At 57.9% G+C, this 14,901-nt stretch carries 18 protein-coding genes; 6 read left to right on the top strand and 12 right to left on the bottom strand.

Going from position 1 to position 14,901, the window contains the following annotated elements; translation table 11 throughout:
- Positions 1 to 196 precede the first annotated feature (196 nt).
- A complete protein-coding gene (locus WG622_RS00995; RefSeq protein WP_339401886.1) occupies positions 197 to 1,042 on the bottom strand; it encodes a heme-dependent oxidative N-demethylase family protein in 846 nt (281 codons plus the stop codon).
- A 43-nt stretch (positions 1,043 to 1,085) separates the two neighbouring features.
- Here WG622_RS00995 and dddP point away from each other — a divergent pair, with 43 nt between their 5' ends.
- Together dddP and WG622_RS00985 are read left to right on the top strand one after the other, a co-directional pair.
- On the top strand, positions 1,086 to 2,426 hold the full coding sequence (dddP, locus tag WG622_RS00990) for a dimethylsulfonioproprionate lyase DddP (RefSeq protein ID WP_339401885.1): 1,341 nt from the start codon (positions 1,086 to 1,088) through the stop codon (positions 2,424 to 2,426).
- Positions 2,427 to 2,525: 99 nt separating this feature from the next.
- Positions 2,526 to 3,743 carry a bifunctional alpha/beta hydrolase/OsmC family protein gene (locus WG622_RS00985; protein ID WP_339401884.1) on the top strand — a complete coding sequence of 406 codons (1,218 nt, stop codon included), beginning with the start codon at positions 2,526 to 2,528 and terminating at the stop codon, positions 3,741 to 3,743.
- Positions 3,744 to 3,803: 60 nt separating this feature from the next.
- On the opposite strand, the gene WG622_RS00980 is transcribed toward WG622_RS00985, so the two are convergent.
- On the bottom strand, positions 3,804 to 4,166 hold the full coding sequence (locus tag WG622_RS00980; RefSeq protein ID WP_339401883.1) for a hypothetical protein: 363 nt from the start codon (positions 4,164 to 4,166) through the stop codon (positions 3,804 to 3,806).
- 48 nt (positions 4,167 to 4,214) lie between these two features.
- On the opposite strand from WG622_RS00980, the gene purB reads away from it, so the two are divergent.
- From purB to WG622_RS00965, 3 genes are all read left to right on the top strand, one after another.
- Complete coding sequence (gene purB / locus WG622_RS00975; protein WP_339401882.1) at positions 4,215 to 5,522, top strand: adenylosuccinate lyase; 1,308 nt, start codon at positions 4,215 to 4,217, stop codon at positions 5,520 to 5,522.
- A 133-nt stretch (positions 5,523 to 5,655) separates the two neighbouring features.
- Positions 5,656 to 6,183 carry a tetratricopeptide repeat protein gene (locus tag WG622_RS00970; protein WP_339401881.1) on the top strand — a complete coding sequence of 176 codons (528 nt, stop codon included), beginning with the start codon at positions 5,656 to 5,658 and terminating at the stop codon, positions 6,181 to 6,183.
- 60 nt (positions 6,184 to 6,243) lie between these two features.
- Complete coding sequence (locus WG622_RS00965) at positions 6,244 to 7,173, top strand: lysophospholipid acyltransferase family protein (RefSeq protein WP_339401880.1); 930 nt, start codon at positions 6,244 to 6,246, stop codon at positions 7,171 to 7,173.
- On the opposite strand, the gene WG622_RS00960 is transcribed toward WG622_RS00965, so the two are convergent.
- Positions 7,165 to 7,878 (bottom strand): DUF1223 domain-containing protein, encoded by a 714-nt coding sequence (locus WG622_RS00960; RefSeq protein ID WP_339401879.1) that lies wholly within the window; start codon positions 7,876 to 7,878, stop codon positions 7,165 to 7,167. The two genes, WG622_RS00965 and WG622_RS00960, sit on opposite strands and share 9 nt — an antisense overlap.
- Before the next feature lie 184 nt (positions 7,879 to 8,062).
- Between WG622_RS00960 and WG622_RS00955 the strand changes: the two genes are divergently transcribed.
- A complete protein-coding gene (locus WG622_RS00955; RefSeq protein ID WP_339401878.1) occupies positions 8,063 to 8,407 on the top strand; it encodes a DOPA 4,5-dioxygenase family protein in 345 nt (114 codons plus the stop codon).
- Here the strand turns inward: WG622_RS00955 and WG622_RS00950 are convergent.
- Genes WG622_RS00950 through secD form a run of 9 tightly spaced genes read right to left on the bottom strand, consistent with a single transcriptional unit; the run spans position 8,404 to position 14,891 of the window.
- Positions 8,404 to 8,913 (bottom strand): DsbE family thiol:disulfide interchange protein, encoded by a 510-nt coding sequence (locus tag WG622_RS00950; RefSeq protein ID WP_339401877.1) that lies wholly within the window; start codon positions 8,911 to 8,913, stop codon positions 8,404 to 8,406. The genes WG622_RS00955 and WG622_RS00950 overlap by 4 nt on opposite strands.
- 13 nt (positions 8,914 to 8,926) lie before the next feature.
- Positions 8,927 to 9,082 carry a heme exporter protein CcmD gene (gene ccmD, locus WG622_RS00945; RefSeq protein ID WP_339401876.1) on the bottom strand — a complete coding sequence of 52 codons (156 nt, stop codon included), beginning with the start codon at positions 9,080 to 9,082 and terminating at the stop codon, positions 8,927 to 8,929.
- Positions 9,079 to 9,834 (bottom strand): heme ABC transporter permease, encoded by a 756-nt coding sequence (locus tag WG622_RS00940; protein ID WP_339401875.1) that lies wholly within the window; start codon positions 9,832 to 9,834, stop codon positions 9,079 to 9,081. The genes ccmD and WG622_RS00940 overlap by 4 nt, the downstream gene beginning before the upstream one ends.
- A 37-nt stretch (positions 9,835 to 9,871) precedes the next feature.
- A complete protein-coding gene (ccmB, locus tag WG622_RS00935; RefSeq protein ID WP_209356039.1) occupies positions 9,872 to 10,528 on the bottom strand; it encodes a heme exporter protein CcmB in 657 nt (218 codons plus the stop codon).
- Positions 10,525 to 11,139, bottom strand: coding sequence for a heme ABC exporter ATP-binding protein CcmA (gene ccmA, locus WG622_RS00930; RefSeq protein WP_339401874.1), 615 nt, complete (start codon positions 11,137 to 11,139; stop codon positions 10,525 to 10,527). Before ccmA ends, ccmB begins: the two co-directional genes overlap by 4 nt.
- Positions 11,140 to 11,502: an Mth938-like domain-containing protein gene (locus WG622_RS00925; RefSeq protein WP_339401873.1), complete on the bottom strand. Its 363-nt coding sequence runs from the start codon at positions 11,500 to 11,502 to the stop codon at positions 11,140 to 11,142. It lies immediately after the preceding gene.
- Positions 11,503 to 11,512: 10 nt separating this feature from the next.
- On the bottom strand, positions 11,513 to 12,265 hold the full coding sequence (locus WG622_RS00920; protein WP_339401872.1) for a sulfite exporter TauE/SafE family protein: 753 nt from the start codon (positions 12,263 to 12,265) through the stop codon (positions 11,513 to 11,515).
- A complete protein-coding gene (gene secF, locus WG622_RS00915) occupies positions 12,258 to 13,226 on the bottom strand; it encodes a protein translocase subunit SecF (RefSeq protein ID WP_339401871.1) in 969 nt (322 codons plus the stop codon). Before secF ends, WG622_RS00920 begins: the two co-directional genes overlap by 8 nt.
- A 3-nt stretch (positions 13,227 to 13,229) precedes the next feature.
- On the bottom strand, positions 13,230 to 14,891 hold the full coding sequence (gene secD, locus WG622_RS00910) for a protein translocase subunit SecD (RefSeq protein WP_339401870.1): 1,662 nt from the start codon (positions 14,889 to 14,891) through the stop codon (positions 13,230 to 13,232).
- Positions 14,892 to 14,901: the final 10 nt, after the last annotated feature.

Raw genomic sequence — 14,901 nt, 5'->3', positions numbered from 1 at the left:
CCCCTCGAGGCGCCCTTTTTTGTTGCCAAGCCAAAGCGGACCCGCGGGGTCGCGTTTGAGCCGATCCAATGAAGCACTTTATGGCGGCCAAACCCGAACGACATTTCTGGATCTCCAAGCATCCCCAAAAAGCGGCCCCAAAGGGGCGGGTCCGCTTTGGCATGGCGGCCTGCGGCCTTGTTCCATGCATTGGGCGCTACGCCTTGACGACGAATGTATGGATTGCGAACACCACAGCATCCGTCTCAGGTAACCGCAAAATCACCTGTTTTTCACTCCGCAAAAACCGCTGCACCTCATAGTCATCCTCACGCGGCGCATCCTCTGTCCTCGGATGAAACAACTCTGCATCTGCATAGTGCAACGCATTGAACCGCCACACCGGTCGCCCCACGCGCACCCCATCAAACAACCGCTGCACGCGTTTCGCGATATTGGCGTCATAGCTCTCAACCGGCTTATGAATACGCACCAAAGGCCGCATGAACTTCTCGGCCAAGGTCCAGCTTGCCGGAAAACACAACAACGCCCCTGTCAGTACATGCTCGTCTCCCTGTTTTTGCAGAATGCAGAAATCCTCCTGCACCAACTGCGCCAGCGTCCCAAGCGGATCCTCAAAATCCAGCGCAACCGCGCGCCCATCAGGGCGCGCCACCGAGTCACCTAAACCAGAAAACCCATGCCTTTCAACGAGTTCGCGAACAACCATCCGCAGCAGCTCTTGCGCCGCTGGCAAAGCCCCCGCATCCAAAGCCACCACATCGGCCCGCCGCTCCGCAAGCAATTCAGCCTTCCGCGCCAATTGCGCCGCATAGGCTTCATCCAGATGCAACCAGCTCGCCTCCCCCAAAGGCGCAACGCCCGGCAGCGATTTTTCCACCGTCACATCATAGGGAATCTCAGTTTGCAAAATGACAGACATCACTGCGCGGCCTTTCAGGGTCTTTGACGCAAAACCTCTCGCAATTCCCAGCAAAAGAGAACCCCATTTCCCAAAAGCGCCGCCCAAACCCTGTCCAAAGGTCGCTTTTTGACCGGACATAGCCGTATCCCGCCCCCCATCCTGACCCTAGGAGGAGAGCCAGATGAATTATTCCCGCGACCGCCGCAAGATCGACCCATCCAAAGGTGTGATGCTGGGGGACAATACCCCCAACGACAACGACCGTATCGAGATCGGCCCCACCCAACTTGCCTTCCGCGAGTGGGAAGCCGCAGGCCTCACCCTGCCCGATCTTCCCCGCATGCGCGAGTTTCGCCTGAAACGGCTGACCAAATTCATCCAGGATCGCGACTACGCGGGCCTTTTGGTGTTCGATCCGTTGAACATTCGCTACGCGACTGACAGCACCAATATGCAGCTCTGGAACACCCATAACCCCTTCCGCGCGACGCTGATCTGTGCGGACGGTTACATGGTGATGTGGGACTACAAGAACTCGCCTTTCCTCAGTGAATTCAACCCCTTGGTGCGCGAACAACGCTCTGGTGCCTCAATGTTCTACTTCTCTGTCGGCGACCGGATCACCGAGGCGGCAACGAAGTTCACAAACGAAGTCATCGACCTATTGAACGAACACGCGCCCGGCAACAAACGCCTCGCGGTCGACAAAATCATGATCGACGGTCTGCGCGCACTGGAAAGCGCAGGGCTCGAGGTCTTCCCCGGCGAAGAGCTCACCGAGAAATGCCGCGCCGTGAAAGGCCCCGACGAAATCCTCGCCATGCGCTGCGCGTCTGTGGCCTGTGAGGCCGCCGTCAAGGAAATGGAAGACTTCGCCCGCGAAGCCATCCCTCGTGGAGGCGTATCTGAGGACGACGTCTGGGCGATCCTGCACAAAGCCAATATCGAACGCGGCGGCGAATGGATCGAAACACGCCTGCTCGCCTCTGGCCCCCGAACAAACCCATGGTTTCAGGAATGCGGCCCGCGTCTGATCAGCAACAATGAGATCGTCAGTTTCGACACCGACCTCGTCGGCGCGTATGGAATTTGCATCGACATTTCAAGGTCTTGGTGGATCGGCGACGAGAAACCCCCAGCCGATATGATCTACGCGATGCAGCACGGGGTCGAGCATATCCAGACCAATATGGAGATGCTGAAAGCCGGTGTCTCTATCAACGATCTTTCTGCCAATGGCCATGTTCTGGACCCGCAATTCCAGAAACAGAAATACAGCTGCATGATGCATGGCGTGGGCCTCTGTGATGAATGGCCCCATGTGGATTATCCGGGCACAGGTCATGAGGACGCCTTTGACTATGAACTCGAGGCGGGCATGACGCTCTGTGTCGAGGCCCTGGTCAGCCCCGAGGGTGGAGATTTCTCGATCAAGCTCGAGGATCAGGTGCTGATTACCGAGGACGGCTACGAGAACCTGACCAAATATCCGTTTGATCCGGCGCTCATGGGCCAGACCTAAGTCGCAGCTCTTCACCTTGGCGTGACCCTTGTTTCGCTGGGGTTGGCGCGGCGGAGTGGATGCCCCAAGTTAAGGCATCCACAGCCAAGGATCTGCCCCATGCCAAGCGAACGCGTCTCATTTATCGGCCACAGCGGCGAAAAGCTGGCCGCCCGTCTGGATCTGCCCGAAGGGCCGCATCTGGCGACTGCCCTTTTTGCTCATTGCTTTACATGTTCCAAAGACATCCCTGCTGCGCGCCGGATTGCCGGGCGATTGGCCGCGATGGGCGTGGCCGTTTTGCGGTTTGATTTCACAGGGCTCGGGCATTCCGAGGGCGAATTCGCGAACACGCATTTCACCAGCAATGTGCAAGATCTGAATGCAGCCGCAGACTACCTGAAAGAGCGCGGCATGGCCCCGAGCCTTCTGATCGGCCATTCCCTTGGCGGCGCGGCGGTTCTGCGGGCGGCGGGCGATCTTGCGAGCGTGAAGGCTGTGGTCACGCTGGGTGCGCCCTTTGATCCGGCCCATGTAACGCATAATTTTGGCGGCGCCTTAGAAGAGATAACCGAGAAAGGCGAAGCGCAGGTCAGCCTTGGCGGACGCCCCTTTAAAATCCGCGAGAGCTTTGTTCAGGATGTTGAGGCGCAAAACCTCAAGCCTTTGATCGCAAATATGAAAAAAGCGCTGCTCGTTATGCATGCGCCGCTAGATGACATCGTAGGGATCGAAAATGCCTCCGAGATTTTCCTCGCCGCCAAACACCCCAAAAGCTTTGTCACATTGGACAACGCCGACCACCTCATCAGCCGTGGCGAGGACGCGGAATATGCGGCCGAAGTGATCTCGGCCTGGGCTGCGCGCTATCTGGACCTTGCCCCGCCTGCCCCGCCAATTGGGGCACCCGAGGGCGTTGTGCGCGTCTCGGAAGCGGATGCAGACGGCTTTTTGCAGGACGTGAACTCTGGTCCCTTCCACCACACGCTTGCGGATGAACCGCTGGCCTATGGCGGCACCAATAAGGGCATGACGCCCTACGGGTTTCTAGCCTCTGGCCTAGGCGCTTGTACGTCCATGACGATCCGTATGTACGCGCGTCGTAAAGGCTGGAAACTGGACCACGTCTGGGTGGATGTCAGCCACAATAAGGTCCACGCGCAGGACGCTTCGACCGGATCCGGCGACAAGATCGACAGTTTCAAGCGTGTGATCCACCTCGAAGGCACGCTCACCAGCGATGAACGCGCGCGGCTATTGGAAATAGCTGACAAATGCCCGGTGCACCGGACGCTAGAGAAATCCAGTCAGGTTGTGACAGAGTTGGCGCCCGGGTAAGGGGCGCTGCCCCTCAGCCCTGATGGGCTTTACCCCGGGATATTTTTGGCAAGAAAAAGCCTAGTCGGTCACGAATGTGCCCTCGCTCACGTCATTAAACGCGCCGGTAAAGCGGATCTGATCGCCTTTTTGCGAGACGTCATAGCAATCCCAAGGCGCTTGTGGCGGCCATTGGCTGCAGTATTGATCATCGCGCACGACCCAGTATCCCCAGCTATCCCGCCCCGCATTGTAAAGCGTGCGGCCTGTGGCGCGGAAATCCTGCCAGGCGTTCTCATATTGCAGTTTTTTGCCCGTCAGAGCCTCTTGGATCTGCGGCCCCGTCAGCGGAACCCAGTCTTCTGCGGCGGCTGGCATGGCCAATACCAATAAAACAAGGGCTTTGCGCCACATTTTCCCGTCCTTCACTTGTTCATTCGTCATGCGCAGTCTATACCGCCCGCAACTTCCCAAAAGACACAAGGCTGTGACATGATCCCACGCTATTCCCGCCCCGAGATGGTGGCCATCTGGTCTCCGGAAACGAAGTTCCGCATTTGGTATGAAATCGAGGCGCATGCCTGTGATGCACAAGCGGATTTGGGCGTGATCCCGCGCGAAAACGCGGAAGCGGTTTGGAAAGCCAAGGATGTCGAATTTGACGTGGCCCGCATTGACGAGATCGAAGCGGTCACCAAACACGACGTCATCGCCTTTCTGACCCATCTGGCGGAACATGTCGGTTCAGAAGAAGCACGTTTTGTGCATCAGGGCATGACATCCTCTGATGTTCTGGACACCTGCCTGAACGTGCAGTTGGTGCGCGCCGCGGACATTCTGATCGAAGACATGCACGGTCTGCTCGCAGCGCTGAAAAAGCGCGCGATGGAGCATAAGAACACCGTCCGTGTGGGCCGTTCCCACGGTATCCACGCAGAGCCGACCACGATGGGTCTGACCTTCGCGCGGTTTTACGCGGAAATGGATCGCAACCTCGAGCGTCTGAAAGCTGCGCGTGAGGAAATCGCGACCGGCGCGATCTCTGGCGCCGTCGGCACATTCGCCAATATCGACCCAGCGGTCGAAGAGCATGTCTGCGAGAAACTCGGCCTGAAACCCGAGCCGATCTCGACACAGGTTATTCCACGCGACCGCCACGCGATGTTCTTTGCGATCCTTGGCGTGATTGCGTCGTCCATCGAAAACGTCGCGATCGAGATCCGCCACATGCAGCGCACCGAAGTGCTGGAAGGCGCGGAATTCTTCTCGATGGGCCAGAAGGGTTCTTCTGCGATGCCGCATAAGAAGAACCCTGTTCTGACGGAAAACCTGACAGGCCTTGCGCGTCTGGTGCGTATGGCTGTTGTGCCCGCGATGGAGAACGTGGCGCTTTGGCACGAGCGTGACATCTCGCACAGCTCCGTTGAACGTATGATCGGCCCAGACGCCTGTGTGACGCTTGATTTCGCGCTGGCGCGCCTGACCGGCGTGATCGACAAGATGCTGATCTTCCCTGAGAACATGCTCGACAATATGAACAAGTTCCCAGGCCTCGTGATGTCTCAGCGTGTGCTTCTGGCCCTGACCCAAGCTGGCGTCAGCCGCGAGGACGCCTATGTCATGGTGCAGCGCAATGCTCTGAAAGTCTGGGAGTTCCGCACCGATTTCCGCGAGGAACTTCTGGCGGATGAGGACGTGGTAAACGCGCTTGGCGTTGATGGCATCAACGAGAAATTCGACATGGGCTATCACACCAAACATGTCGACACGATCTTTAAACGCGTCTTTGGCGAGAGCTAAGCCGCAGTAAAGTTCGTTTAAAAACAAAGGCCGCAGCAGAAAGTTGAAAACATTTTCGTGATCTCGGGAATAAAACCCCGCTGTCAGACGTAGACCTCATGATAACGTCAACAGATCCCATGGAGGAAAGATCATGAAACTTGCTTTAGCTGCGGCCCTGACCCTTGCCCCCCTGACGGCCCTCGCGGCAGGCACGGCCCCAAGCACCCCTGAGCCGACCGCGGATGAGAAATGCGACGACGGGCTGGTCTGGGACAAAGACACCAAAGAATGTGTCGAACCCTCTGAGTCCACTCAAAACGACGCCTACCTTCTGGACACCGCGCAACGCTATGCTTATGCGGGCGATTATGGCGATGCGCAAAATGTTCTGCGTGCCGTAAAATCCCAGGATGCGAGCCGCACACTGGCCCTCTGGGGCTTTACTCACCGCAAGATGGGCAACATCGAGGTCGGGCTGTCCTTTTATGACAAAGCACTTGAAGTCGATCCCAACAATATCCTTGCGCGCTCCTATCTGGGTGAGGCCAAGGTCAACATGGGTGACTACGACGGCGCTCTGGCGCAACTGGCCGAAATCCGCGCCCGTGGCGGCGCAGGCAGCCGTGCCGAAACCCTTCTGCTGAAAGCGATGTCGGGCAGCAGCACCTACGACAGCTAAGCGCTTTTCTTGCGTCCCGCCCGTGCAGGCATTAAGTCTGATGAAAACACGAGCGGGACCATGGCCGACAAACCTCCTTTTTCTCAACGCGCAGGCAATTGGCTTCTGAATGCCGTTGGCCGTTCTGTGATCTTGATGATGCTAGCGCTGCCTTACGGACCGCGCATGCATCTAGCGGGTTGGCTTTTTGCGCGCGTGCTTGGCCCTCTCTCGGGCGCAAGAAAGCGCATAAAGCAGAACTTGGCCTATGTCTGGCCTGAGTTGCCTGCGAGTGAGGTCGATAAACTCTGCATCGCGGTTCCCGACAATATCGGAAGATGCCTTTTAGAACAGTACTCCGCGCGGGAATTCAACGAGCGCGTCTCAAAGCTGGCGCCTATTGGCCCTGGCATTACGGCTCTCGACGAAGCACGCGTTAACAATCGGCCGATCATCGTGGTCTCTGGGCATTTTGGGAATTGCCACGCAGCGCGCAGTCTTATCATGCAACGTGGGCACAAAATCGGCGCACTATATCGCGACATGTCTAACCCTTACTTCAACCCTCACTACGTTGAAGCGCTTGCCGCAATCGCCAGTCCAATGTTCGGCCGGACACGCCGCGGCATGGCAGAGATGGTAAAGTTTCTGCGACAAGGCAACACGGTCGCGATCCTACCGGATCAATATTACAGCAGTGGAATGATTGTGAATTTCTTTGGTAAACCTGCGCCGACGGCTTCCTCGGTTGCGGAACTTGCTTTGAAATACGACGCACTGGTTGTGCCCGTATACAGTCGCCGTTTGAAAGACGGGATCTCTTTTGAAATTCTTGTCGAAGATCCCATCCCGCATAGCGATGTAAAGACTATGACCCAAGCCATCAACGACGGACTGGAAGAACAAATCCGCAAGTCACCGGAACAATGGCTTTGGTCACACAAAAGGTGGAAGCCCGAGCGCGCGCATTTGGACAAGCGCAAGGACATGAAACTGGATATCTCAGTATAAGCGCGCGGCGGCTACGATCTGGCCGTGGTCTTCGTGCTGAACCAGAACCACAATCGGCTGATCACCTTTGACATTGGCCTTGAATGTGCGATCAGAGCGCATGTTCCAGGTGCCCACGCGCAACCATTCAGTCACGATATTGGCATAAAGCAATTCCCGCCCAGCATTTTCCCCGCGTTTGATGTTTCGCGTGGCCTCAGGCTCATAGCGCACCAACTGCACAGACATGCGCGAGCGCTTAACCGTGCCGGGATCAAGGGAAATCTCCAAAACATCCCCAGTACGGGTCAAAGAGACTGACACATCATTCGCAGCCTCTGCATGTTTACTGATGAAATGTTTCACTTCACGCGGGTGGCTGCCAATCACGTGATCCAAACCGCCGATGATCATCTGAGGTGTGTAGATCGTCCGCTGCCCCGCTGCGCGGGCATAGCCGCGTTGGCGGTCGGTATAGGCCGGATCTGCGAAATCATCTTTCCAGCCGATATAGTCCCAATAATCCACATGCAGCGCCAGCGCGATCACGTCGTCCCGTTTTGCCAGCTCTTTGGCCAGAAACGCATCCGCCGGAGGACAGCTCGAACAGCCTTGCGAGGTGTAAAGCTCGACCACAACAGGCCCGCCAGCAACAGCTGCACCTGCAGAAACGCCAAGCCCCGCGCTCAGGAGTGCCGCTTGTATCCACCGAGTAAATCGCGCCATTTGTTCCATCCAAATCTTGCTAAGTCTCGACCGTGATAAAAAACTTCGCGTTGAAACACCAATCAAGCCTTCGCGAGATCGCCGCGAAAAACTGTGAGGTCGCCTGTCCGAACGCGGTGCTCCGCACAGGGCCTGTTCGATTTTGTCTCTTGCGTTGCGCACCTATTGTAGCCACCTAAACCTCATGAAACACACAGACATCATCACCGACTACCACGTCCATGTTTACTTTGAAGACGCCACCGTCGATCAGGCCCGCGCCTTTTGCGAAGACGCCAGAGACCGGTTTGGCGTCACTATGGGGCGTGTCCATGAGCGCCCCGTAGGTCCGCATCCGATGTATTCCTGCCTGCTCGGCGCAACGCCCGAGCAGTTCAACGAACTACTGCCCTGGTGCGCGCTTAATCGCAACGGGTTGATCATCTTTGCCCATCCCAGCACCGGAGACGACCTCGCAGACCACCGCGATCACGCGATCTGGCTGGGCGCGGGGCTCGAGTTAAAGCTTTCGATGTTTGAAAACGCCTAGCGCGCGTCCAAAAGTGGCTGCACCCGTGCAGCCATTTCGCGCTGGGTGAGTGGGCCTGCGATACGCATCAGCACCGTGCCATCTCCGTCGATGATATAGGTCTCGGGGACGCCATAGACGCCCCATTCCAGCGCCATACGACCGTTGGGATCAGCACCGCCTTTGGCAAAGGGATCGCCGAGTTCCTCAATGAAGCCAGCGGCGTTCCCTTCGTTGTCTTTGTAGTTCACACCCATAATCTTGATGCCAGAGTCTTTCAGTTGCATCAAAGTTGGGTGTTCCGTCCGACAGGGCGCGCACCAACTGGCCCAGAAATTCACCATGGTCAGCTCGCCACCGCGCAAATCACTTGCCTCAAATGACTCGGCATAGCTGACGGGCGCGACAGCCACCTCGGGCGCTTGGCGCCCCACCATAGCACTTGGCAGCTCGTCCGGATTGTCCCTTTGCATGCCAACAAAAAACAGCGTCGCAAGGCCCAAGAAAATAGCCGGTGGCGCGATCATCAAAGGCGATATCCTAGCCATCCTGACGGCCCTTTTCCAAAGCCTCCAGTGCCGCCTTGGCTTTGCGCGAGGCACGTAAGCTGACGATCACCAAACCAGCCAGCAAAACCAAAGACGCCGCATAGGACGACAGCACTTCGCCTGCGTATTTTCCGAGTTCTGGCATCATGACAAACGCTCCCGCGCGATAAGCGCTTTGGCACGGCGCAGGCGGATTTCGGTCCGTGTACGCAACAGCACCAAAGCTATGAAAAATAACACAAATCCAGCCATCGAGATAAACAGGGGCACGGCAAAGACATTGCTGACCCGCTCTTCTGTGTCTCCAACCAAGGCCCCTGCCCGCAACACGCTCGCGCCCTGATGCAGACCTTGGTTCCAGAAGTTCACTGCGTAGCGGCTGAGAAACGCGAACACTGAGCCCACCAGACAGAGCGCGGAGGTCAGATCAGCCGCCGTATCCCCGTCCTCGACTGCTTCCCACAGGGCGATATAGCCGAGGTAGAACAGGAACAGGATCAGAAAGGACGTCAGACGCGGATCCCAGGCCCACCAGGTGCCCCACATGGGCTGCCCCCAGATCGCGCCAGTGACCAGACCGATGATCGTCATAACCGCACCCACGGGCGCTGCGGCCTTCGCGGCCAAGGCGCTGACGTGATGTCGACGAATGAGCCAAATCAGCGAGGTCACCAGCATCATGAACCAGGCCGAAATCGCCATCATGGCCGAGGGCACATGCAGATAGATGATCTTAACCGTCGACCCCTGCCGGAAATCATCGGGCGTAAAGAAAAAACCCCATACCAGCCCGACGACCATCGCAGCCAAAGCCAGCACAGACACCACAGGCAGCACACGGTCCGTCAGACGCATGAACTTTACTGGGTTGGCGTATTCCCACAAAGCGTTCAGCCTCATGATCTTACTCTTCCTTCCTTGCACGGTGATCCCGTGCTTACCTCAAATTCACCCGCAAGACCAAGGCGCTCGCAAAGGGCAAAAGCGCCATTGACCCAAATGTGATCCCCGCGAGCAGCAGCAACGGAGTTTGCACCGCCAGCCCTTCGCTGCCCCGCCGTGCGACCTCTGCGCCAAAGATCAGCGTCGGCACATAGAGCGGCAGCACAAGAAGCGACAGCAACAGCCCACCGCGTTTGATGCCCACTGTGAGCGCCGCGCCGAAAGCGCCGATGAAACTCAGCGCGGGCGTGCCGATCAAGAGCGACAGAACCACAAAGATATACCCCGCCTCAGGTAGGCCCAATAGCAGGCCAAAGACAGGGGATGCGACAACAAGCGGCAGTCCGGTCGTAAGCCAATGGGCGAGCGCTTTGCTGACAGCGACCGCCTCAAGCGGCAGCGGAGAGGTCGCCAGCAAATCCAGCGAGCCGTCCTCCCAATCCAGCGCAAACAGACGGTCCAGCGAAAGAAGGCAGGCCAAAAGCGCGCCGACCCAAAGGATGCCCGCCGCGATACGCGACAAAAGCTCAGTCTGTGGGCCAACGCCAAAGGGCACCAACACGACCACAATCAGGAAAAACGCAAGGCCAAGGCCAAAGCCGCCCCCCGCGCGGAAGGCCAGTTTCAGATCCCGCAGCAAAAGCGCGATCATAAAAAGCCCTCGTCAAAGCTGGACAGGGTGCTGTCACCTTTGGCGCGGAATTGCATGACGTCGAGGGTGTCTCCCTCAAGCCCCAGATCCACATGGGTTGCGATCAGGGCGCAGCCTCCGGCGGCCAGATGGGCCTTTACGATCTCGGCGAAGGCTTTGACGGTGAAGGCATCAAGCGACACGGTCGGCTCGTCTAGCACCCAGATATCACGGCCCGTCACCAACAGACGCGAGAGGCCCAGACGGCGTTTTTGACCCGCCGACAGCGTATTTGCGGGGCGTTGCAAAAGCCCGCCCAGATCAAAGGCCTCAACCGCCTTGTCCATCTGATCTGACTGAAAGACATCCGCCCAGAACTTGAGGTTCTCTTCCACGGTTAGATTGGCTTTGATCCCGTCCAGATGTGCCGCATAGGCGATGCTGTCTGAGGCACAATCCACCTGCCCCGCCAGTGGCTCCTGCAGACCCGCAATCGTGCGCAGCAAGGTCGTTTTGCCCGAGCCATTGTCCCCGCGTAGGATCACGGCTTGGCCCTTGGCGACTTCGAACGTCACGCCTTCTAGAACGGCAATCCCGCCACGCGCGACTGCAAGATCCGTGACTTTCAGCATTTAACCCTCACCCGCTGGTAAAAGAGCCGCCGCCACGCGACGCCCCTCTGAGACCAGCACATTGTAGGTGCGGCAGGCCGACGAGGTCTTCATGACCTCAACCCCAATACCCGCAGCCTCGAGCGCCTCGCGAAACTCTTTCGGGGCGTGGCGCAGCTCAGCGCCTGTGCCCAGAAGGATGAAATCAATCTCGGCGGCCAGTTCGATCACCTTGGCGGGATCATCCAAGCCCCTCCAGACCGTCGCGCCCTTGGCATGCACCAAAGCAGGGGCTGCGATCTTGTCGTCTCCGATGCGGAAGAAATCTGGCCCATAGCTCTCGATGGGCTGCGCGTCAGGGTAGTCGATTTCAGTCAGTTGCATGTTTTTATCCTCAGTCCCACAGAGGTAACCCAATCACCACCGAGGCGGCAATGATACCATAGGCCGCAAGGCGGTAGATCTGTTCATAGTCGGGGCGGAACAGGCGCTGCCCGATCAGCGAGGTCAGGAAATACGGCACGCTCAGCACTAAGGCGAGCCCGACGATTTCCGCGCGGATAAGGTCTTTGGCAAAGAGATTAGCCGCCAGCGCGACATCCAGAGTAGCCAGAAACAGGATCGTATTGGCGCGCACGACGGCCGCGCGAGAGCCATTCGCCAGATAAAACAGGATCACCGCTGGGCCCGTCAGCCCCGTCAGGCCTCCGAAAATGCCGCCTGCGCCGCCGATCCCAAAGAGGCGCGGCGTGGTGATCGGCCCGCGATAGCGCCAGCCCAAGAGCAGCGCGACCACAAGTCCTCCGGCGATGAAACACGCCAGCCAGCGGATCGCATCGGGCGTAAATAGCGAAATCAGCCAGATCCCGAAAGGCACAGTGATGATCGCGGCGATGCCGAGCTTCGAGACCTCTTTGATATCTCCATCCCGCACAGCTTTTGGCAGCAAAGCCGCCGTGCTCGCAAAACCTGTGATCGCCAGCAGAAGCACAACGTCGGTAACCTCAAGGAATAGAAACCCAATCGGCGCAAAGATCATCCCGGTCCCAAAACCAGTGAAGCCGCGGACGATGCCCGCGACTGTCATGGTCAGAACCAACCACCCTAGCCCATCGGTGGCTAAGGCTTGGCTGATGAGATCAGGCATCAATATTGGCGTATTGATTGCCTGCGTTGGCATCAGGCTTGGACCAGTCGCGCTTGACGCCCAGTTTCAGCAAGACTGCCGAGGCGACGAAGACGGACGAATAGGTCCCGACAATCACACCCCAGATCATCGCAAAGACAAAGCCTCGGATCACGTCGCCACCCAGAACGAAGAGCGAGATCAGCGCCAAGAGCGTGGTGACAGAGGTCATCACGGTCCGACTGAGCGTCTCGTTGATCGAGAGGTTCAAGACTTCTTTGAGGTCTTTCTTCTTATACTTACGCAGGTTCTCCCGCACGCGGTCAAACACAACCACAGTATCGTTGAGCGAGTAGCCGACGATGGTCAGCAGCGCCGCGATGATCGCCAGATCAAACCGGATCTGCAGTTCCGAGAAGACACCGATGGTCAGCACAACGTCGTGCACCAGCGCAGCCACCGCGCCCACAGCAAACTGCCATTCAAAGCGCAACCAGATATAGACAAGCACCGCCGCAATCGCGAGAACGACCGCGATGACCGCCGTCTGGATCAACTCGCCAGACACTTTCGGGCCCACGGATTCCACCTGCACAAAGACAATATCCGGCGCGACCTCTTTCAGAGCGGCCTCAACATCGCGCACCACTTCGGCGGAGACAGACTCTTGGCCCTCTTGCGCCTGAATGCGGATCATCGACACGTTCTGGTTTTCTTCAAAGGTCGGGTCAAAGACTTCGGTGATCGTGACATCACCCAGACCCAGCGGCTCAATCGCGCCACGATAGGCGCCGACGTCAACCGACATAGTGCTTTCGGTCCGAATGGTCGTACCGCCCCGGAAGTCGATGCCAAAGTTCAGCCCTTGCAGGAAGAAGGACACCAAGGCCAGCACGATCAGGAACCCGGAAAACCCAAGCGTCAGCGTGGATTTGCTAAAGAAATCCCAGTTTGTTTCTTTTGGAACAAGTCTCAGGCGCATCTCTTACACCTCCAGCTTCTTAGGTCGGCGGCGTTCAAACCAGATAATCACCATCAGGCGCGTGACAAAGATCGCGGTAAAGACCGAGGTCAGGATGCCGACGCCCAGAGTGATCGCAAAACCGCGCACCGGACCCGAGCCCATCGCAAAAAGGATCACAGCGGTGATGAAGGTCGTGATATTGGCGTCCAGAATGGCGCTCAGCGCTTTTTCATAGCCAAGGTCAATAGATCTTGCCGGCCCTTTGCCGGATTTGATCTCTTCGCGGATCCGTTCAAACACCAGTACATTGGCGTCCACGGCCATACCGATGGTCAACACGATACCCGCGATGCCCGGCAGGGTCAGAGTCGCGCCCACCAGAGACAGCAAGCCAAAGATCAGGCCCACGTTGATGATCAGCGCGATATTGGCGAAAATCCCGAAGGTGCCGTAGCTCAGCAGCATAAAGACCAGCACAGCGGCGAAAGCCACGATACAGGCGATACGGCCCGCCTCAATTGAATCCTGCCCCAGCTCTGGGCCAATCGTACGTTCCTCAAGGAAATCAAGCCCCGCTGGCAGAGCCCCTGCCCGCAAGAGAACCGCGAGGTTCGTGCTCTCAACCACGTCAAAGTTACCGGTGATGATGCCTGATCCACCGGGAATATGGCTTTGGATCACAGGTGCCGAAATCACCTCTTCGTCAAGGACAATCGCAAAGGGCGAGCCGATATTCTCAGCGGTATAGTCGCCAAACTTCCGCGCCCCGCTTGGGTTAAACCTGAAGGACACCGCGGGGCGACCGTTCTGGTCAAAGCTTGGCTGCGCGTCGACCAGTTCTTCGCCCGTCACAACAGGCGCGCTTTCAAGGATATAGAAGGTGCCTTCATCGTCCAAGGACGGCAGGACCTCATTGCCAGACCCCGCAGGGGCTTGCGCATCCGATGTCCGGCTCACAACCGGCTGGAAGGTCAGTTGCGCCGTCGTGCCGATGATATCTTTCAGCTCGCTCGCAGAGCCGATGCCCGGCACTTGGATCAGGATCCGGTCCGAGCCCTGACGTTGAATGGTCGGCTCACGTGTGCCGACTTCGTCGATCCGGCGGCGAATGATTTCAAGGGATTGCTGCACAGTGCGCTCGTCTGTGGCGACACGTTCAGCCTCGGACAGCGTGACAACAATCGTATCGCCATCGGTGCTGATCAACAGATCGTTGGACCCTACGCCCGTCAAAGAAACAACCGGCTGCGCCAATGTCCCAACAATCGCGGCGGCTTCAGAAATCGCCTCAGGCTTAGAAATCTTAACCCGCAGCTCGTCATCCGCGCTTGGTTGCAAACGGATGGTGCCCACGGTGGCGCGCTCTGCCCGCAAGAGGTTGCGCACCTCAGGCCAGAGCGCTTCCATACGCGCGGCATAGACATCCGCAACCTTCACCTCGGCCAGCAAATGCGCACCACCGCGCAAATCCAGACCCAGGTTCACCAATGAGGACGGCAGATAAGACGGCCACATGGCCGCCTGCTCTTCGATCCCGTTGCCGCTAAAGCCCGCCTCAATCGAGGCGACGGCGTCGTTATGCGTTTCCACCCGGGTGTAAAACCCGTTGGGCATCGCAAGCAAAAGACCCAGCGCACAAGTCGCCCAGATCAGAACGCGTTTCCAGAGCGCGATTTGCAGCATAGGGCTGGAT

Source organism: Cognatishimia coralii (assembly GCF_037478305.1).
In the GTDB taxonomy this organism is placed as follows: domain Bacteria; phylum Pseudomonadota; class Alphaproteobacteria; order Rhodobacterales; family Rhodobacteraceae; genus Cognatishimia; species Cognatishimia coralii.
This window is presented reverse-complemented; position numbering and strand designations above follow the sequence as displayed.

Coding starts and splice junctions, on each gene's coding strand:
- WG622_RS00995 (WP_339401886.1), bottom strand. CDS start 1,042: ATGTCCGGTCAAAAAGCGACCTTTGGACAGGGTTTGGGCGGCGCTTTT.
- dddP (WP_339401885.1), top strand. CDS start 1,086: ATGAATTATTCCCGCGACCGCCGCAAGATCGACCCATCCAAAGGTGTG.
- WG622_RS00985 (WP_339401884.1), top strand. CDS start 2,526: ATGCCAAGCGAACGCGTCTCATTTATCGGCCACAGCGGCGAAAAGCTG.
- WG622_RS00980 (WP_339401883.1), bottom strand. CDS start 4,166: ATGACGAATGAACAAGTGAAGGACGGGAAAATGTGGCGCAAAGCCCTT.
- purB (WP_339401882.1), top strand. CDS start 4,215: ATGATCCCACGCTATTCCCGCCCCGAGATGGTGGCCATCTGGTCTCCG.
- WG622_RS00970 (WP_339401881.1), top strand. CDS start 5,656: ATGAAACTTGCTTTAGCTGCGGCCCTGACCCTTGCCCCCCTGACGGCC.
- WG622_RS00965 (WP_339401880.1), top strand. CDS start 6,244: ATGGCCGACAAACCTCCTTTTTCTCAACGCGCAGGCAATTGGCTTCTG.
- WG622_RS00960 (WP_339401879.1), bottom strand. CDS start 7,878: ATGGCGCGATTTACTCGGTGGATACAAGCGGCACTCCTGAGCGCGGGG.
- WG622_RS00955 (WP_339401878.1), top strand. CDS start 8,063: ATGAAACACACAGACATCATCACCGACTACCACGTCCATGTTTACTTT.
- WG622_RS00950 (WP_339401877.1), bottom strand. CDS start 8,913: ATGATCGCGCCACCGGCTATTTTCTTGGGCCTTGCGACGCTGTTTTTT.
- ccmD (WP_339401876.1), bottom strand. CDS start 9,082: ATGATGCCAGAACTCGGAAAATACGCAGGCGAAGTGCTGTCGTCCTAT.
- WG622_RS00940 (WP_339401875.1), bottom strand. CDS start 9,834: ATGAGGCTGAACGCTTTGTGGGAATACGCCAACCCAGTAAAGTTCATG.
- ccmB (WP_209356039.1), bottom strand. CDS start 10,528: ATGATCGCGCTTTTGCTGCGGGATCTGAAACTGGCCTTCCGCGCGGGG.
- ccmA (WP_339401874.1), bottom strand. CDS start 11,139: ATGCTGAAAGTCACGGATCTTGCAGTCGCGCGTGGCGGGATTGCCGTT.
- WG622_RS00925 (WP_339401873.1), bottom strand. CDS start 11,502: ATGCAACTGACTGAAATCGACTACCCTGACGCGCAGCCCATCGAGAGC.
- WG622_RS00920 (WP_339401872.1), bottom strand. CDS start 12,265: ATGCCTGATCTCATCAGCCAAGCCTTAGCCACCGATGGGCTAGGGTGG.
- secF (WP_339401871.1), bottom strand. CDS start 13,226: ATGCGCCTGAGACTTGTTCCAAAAGAAACAAACTGGGATTTCTTTAGC.
- secD (WP_339401870.1), bottom strand. CDS start 14,891: ATGCTGCAAATCGCGCTCTGGAAACGCGTTCTGATCTGGGCGACTTGT.